This window comes from Streptomyces sp. PU-14G (genome assembly GCF_041028275.1).
GTDB lineage: Bacteria > Actinomycetota > Actinomycetes > Streptomycetales > Streptomycetaceae > Streptomyces.
Genome location: NZ_JASKYT010000509.1, coordinates 1 through 3,578 on the forward strand (window position 1 = coordinate 1; position 3,578 = coordinate 3,578).

The window sequence follows — 3,578 nt, forward strand, 5'->3', positions numbered from 1 at the left end:
GGAGGGAGCGGGGCGGCTCGCCGCGGTGAGGCGGGCGTTCAAGGGGACGTCACTGCGCCATCCGCCTCACCTCCACCACGCGGAATCGACCGGAGACGAAGTCGCCGTCGCACAGGGTGCAGTTGGCCGCCGGGTTGCCGCCCGAACCGTGGAAGTCGCTGAATCCGGCCGTCTGGTTGACGTAGACGCCGCCCGTGAGGTTGAGCGAGAGCTGGGCGGGCTCGGTGAAGCAGACCTCCTCCACCTGACGGGCCACCTCGGGCGAGGTGGTGTATGCCGAGACCGTCATGGCGCCCTTGGTAGCCAGGGTGTGGCCGAGCAGCTCCAGCGCCTCGTCGGTGGAACCGACAGCAACCGCGAAGGAGACCGGACCGAAGCACTCCTCCAGGTAGGGCGCGTCTTCCTCCTGCTTGGTGCCGTCCGCCTTGACGATCACCGGGGTGCGCACCGTGGCTCCGGGAAACTCCGGGTGCTCCACCACGCGGGAGGGCAGGGCGACCTCGCCGAGCGCGGAGGCCGTCTCCACGCGTCCGCGCACCTGCTCGTTGACCAGCGCGCCCAGCAGGGCGTTGGCCCGTGCGTCGTCGCCCAGCAGCTTCGCGACGGCCGCGCCGAGATCCGCCACCACCTCGTCGTAGCCCTTGTGCCCCGACTCGGTGCTGATGCCGGCGGCGGGAATCAGCAGGTTCTGCGGAGTGGTGCACATCTGGCCGCTGTAGAGGGAGAGGGAGAAGGCGAGGTTGGCGAGCATGCCGGCGTAGTCGTCCGTGGAGTCGATGACGACGGTGTTGACGCCCGCCTTCTCCGTGTGGACGCGGGCTTGGCCGGCGTGGGACTCCAGCCACTCGCCGAAGGCGGATCCCCCGGTGTAGTCGATCACCCGGACCTCGGGCCGGGTGGCCAGGTCCTTGGCGATGCCGTCTCCCTCCGCCTCGGCGGCCAGCGCCACCAGGTCGGCGGCGAACCCCGCCTCGGCGAGGACCTCGCGGGCGATCCGCACCGTCAGGGCGAGGGGGAGGACCGCCCGGGGGTGCGGCTTGACCAGCACGGCGTTGCCCGTCGCGAGGGAGGCGAAGAAGCCCGGGAAGCCGTTCCAGGTGGGGAACGTGTTGCAGCCGATCAGCAGCGCGACGCCGCGGCCGACGGGGGTGAACTCCTTGCTGACCCGGAGCGGTTCGCGCTTGCCCTGCGGCTTCTCCCAGCCGGCTCGCTCGGGGGTGCGCATCTGCTCGGCGTAGGCATAGGCCACCGCTTCCATGCCCCGGTCCTGCGCGTGCGGCCCGCCGGCCTGGAACGCCATCATGGACGCCTGACCGCTGGTGTGCATCACGGCCTCGGCGAACTCGTGGGTGCGGGCGCTGATCCGCGCCAGGATCTCCAGGCAGACCGCCGCGCGCCCCGCGGGCCCCGCCTTCCGCCAGGCCGGCAGACCACCCCGCATGACGGGCAGCAGGGCATCGATCGCGCCCTCGTCGGCGCGCGGGTAGGAGATGTCCATCTCCAGCCCGTACGGCGACACCTCGGTGGCCACCCATTCGCCGGACACCGGCTGGCCCGGGAGCTCGAACCGGCTGCCCCGGAGCGCGTCGAAGGCCGCCTTGCCCTCCTCGGCCGCCCCTTCGCCGTACGCCTTGGGATGCTCGGGGTGCGGGGTCCAGAACTCGCGGGTGCGGATCGCTTCCAGCGCGCGGTCCAGGGTGGGGCGGTGCTTGTCGATGAGCTGGGCAGTGGTCGTTGCGGTACCGGTGGTCACGTGGACCAACTCCTCGCTGAGCTGGGACGGGATGCGGGTGGCGACGGTGGTGCGGGGCTGCTCGGGCACGCAGCGTTGCCGGTGCCGTTCACGTGAGAGATACTGCTACCGAACGATCGGTCGGTGCAAGGGGGTCCACGAACCTGTGGATAACTTCCTCCGGCCCCTGATCACGGCGCTGACCAGACGGTCCGCACCCCAGGCGAGCCGACGGCCCGCGGCAGGGCCCCGCTCGACGTCCCGGCCGGCGTCGGTGACGCCCCGGCTAGCATCGGCCGCATGCCCACGGTCAAGCGCGACACCTACACGCCCGACTCGCTGCTCTCCGTCGCCGTGCGGGTGTTCAACGAGCGGGGCTACGACGGCACCTCGATGGAGCACCTGTCCAAGGCGGCGGGCATCTCCAAGTCCTCGATCTACCACCACGTGCGGGGCAAGGAGGAGCTGCTGCACCGGGCGATAAGCCGCGCGCTCGACAGTCTGTTCGCGGTGCTGGACGAGCCCGCGGCGTGCGAGGGGCGCGCGGTGGCACGGCTGGAGCACGTCACGCGCCGCACGGTCGAGGTCCTGATGGCCGAGTTGCCGTACGTGACGCTGCTGCTGCGGGTGCGGGGCAACACGGACACCGAGGTGTGGGCGATGGGTCGCCGCCGCGAGTTCGACCAGCGGGTGGCCGAGCTGGTCAAGCAGGCCGCCGCCGACGGTGACCTGCGCGCGGACGTGGACGCGCGGCTGGCGACGCGGCTGCTGTTCGGAATGATCAACTCCGTCGCCGAGTGGTACCGCCCCGACCGTGCCGCCTCCGGCCACGGCGCGGATGGCGGCGACACCAGTGCGGAGGTCGCCGAGGCCGTGGTCCGCACCGCCTTCGCGGGCCTGCGCACCCACTGACCCCCGCAGGGGCATCAGCCGCGCCGCTACGGTCCCGGTTCCAGATCGGTCTCCTCGAACACCAGAAGCGTCCGGGTGCTCAGCACCTCGGGAAAGGACTGGATACGGGTGAGCACCAGGTCCCGCAACGCCCTGGTGTCCGGGGTGTGCACCAGCAGCAGCACGTCGAAGTCACCGCTGACCAGTGCGATGTGTGCGGCACCCGGCAGTTCCTGGAGTTTTTCGCGGATGCTGCGCCAGGAGTTCTGGACGATCTTGAGAGTGATGTAGGCGGAAGCACCGTGCCCCGCCCGCTCCTGGTCGATGCGCGCACTGAACCCGCGGATGACGCCGTCGTCGAGCAGCCGGTTGATACGCGCGTAGGCGTTGGCACGGGAGACGTGCACGCGTTCGGCGACCGACCGTATGGAAGCCCTGCCGTCCGCACGGAGCAGCCGCAGCAGGTCCCGGTCGATCGCGTCGAGCGGCCTGGCCGGAGGACGGGCGTCGGCGCGGGCGTCGGGACGGGGCTCGGCGCGGTGGCTCGTCTGTCGGGGCGGCCCGAGCGCCTCCTCCGGCCCGTGGACCGCTTCGGCCGGCCCCTGAGCCGCTTCCTCCGATCCGTGGGCCATCTGTTCATCTGGCACGGTCCCCCACCTCCCCTGCGTGGACACCCTGCGGTCATCGAACGGCCCTGCGAGCCGTTTGTCCACAGGCTGGGGCCACCCGTAGCCAAAATGTGCCGGCGACCGAACAATCGGTAGGGGTGGCCCACGCGGTCACCGTCCCGGCCTGCCGGTGGTTCGGCCATCGGCAGGCCGGCGCGCCAGGCGTGCGGTGGGTGGCGTACCGACCCGCGGCACGCGGTAGCCCGCCGCACGAGGAGGTGCTCGTCATGACGGTTCTAGAGCAGCCAGGTACCTACGCCCCCGCGCCTCCCCCCTCCTGSCGGCCC

At 71.5% G+C, this 3,578-nt stretch carries 3 protein-coding genes; 1 reads left to right on the plus strand and 2 read right to left on the minus strand.

What is annotated here, in order from left to right; all coding sequences use genetic code 11:
• Window positions 1–49 precede the first annotated feature (49 nt).
• On the minus strand, window positions 50–1,753 hold the full coding sequence (paaN, locus tag AB8Z75_RS32470; protein ID WP_369208338.1) for a phenylacetic acid degradation protein PaaN: 1,704 nt from the start codon (window positions 1,751–1,753) through the stop codon (window positions 50–52).
• Between the two features lie 279 nt (window positions 1,754–2,032).
• Between paaN and AB8Z75_RS32475 the strand changes: the two genes are divergently transcribed.
• Window positions 2,033–2,644, plus strand: coding sequence for a TetR/AcrR family transcriptional regulator (locus AB8Z75_RS32475; protein ID WP_369208334.1), 612 nt, complete (start codon window positions 2,033–2,035; stop codon window positions 2,642–2,644).
• A 26-nt stretch (window positions 2,645–2,670) separates the two neighbouring features.
• On the opposite strand, the gene AB8Z75_RS32480 is transcribed toward AB8Z75_RS32475, so the two are convergent.
• Complete coding sequence (locus AB8Z75_RS32480) at window positions 2,671–3,270, minus strand: Lrp/AsnC family transcriptional regulator (RefSeq protein ID WP_369208336.1); 600 nt, start codon at window positions 3,268–3,270, stop codon at window positions 2,671–2,673.
• Between the last annotated feature and the right edge of the window lie 308 nt (window positions 3,271–3,578).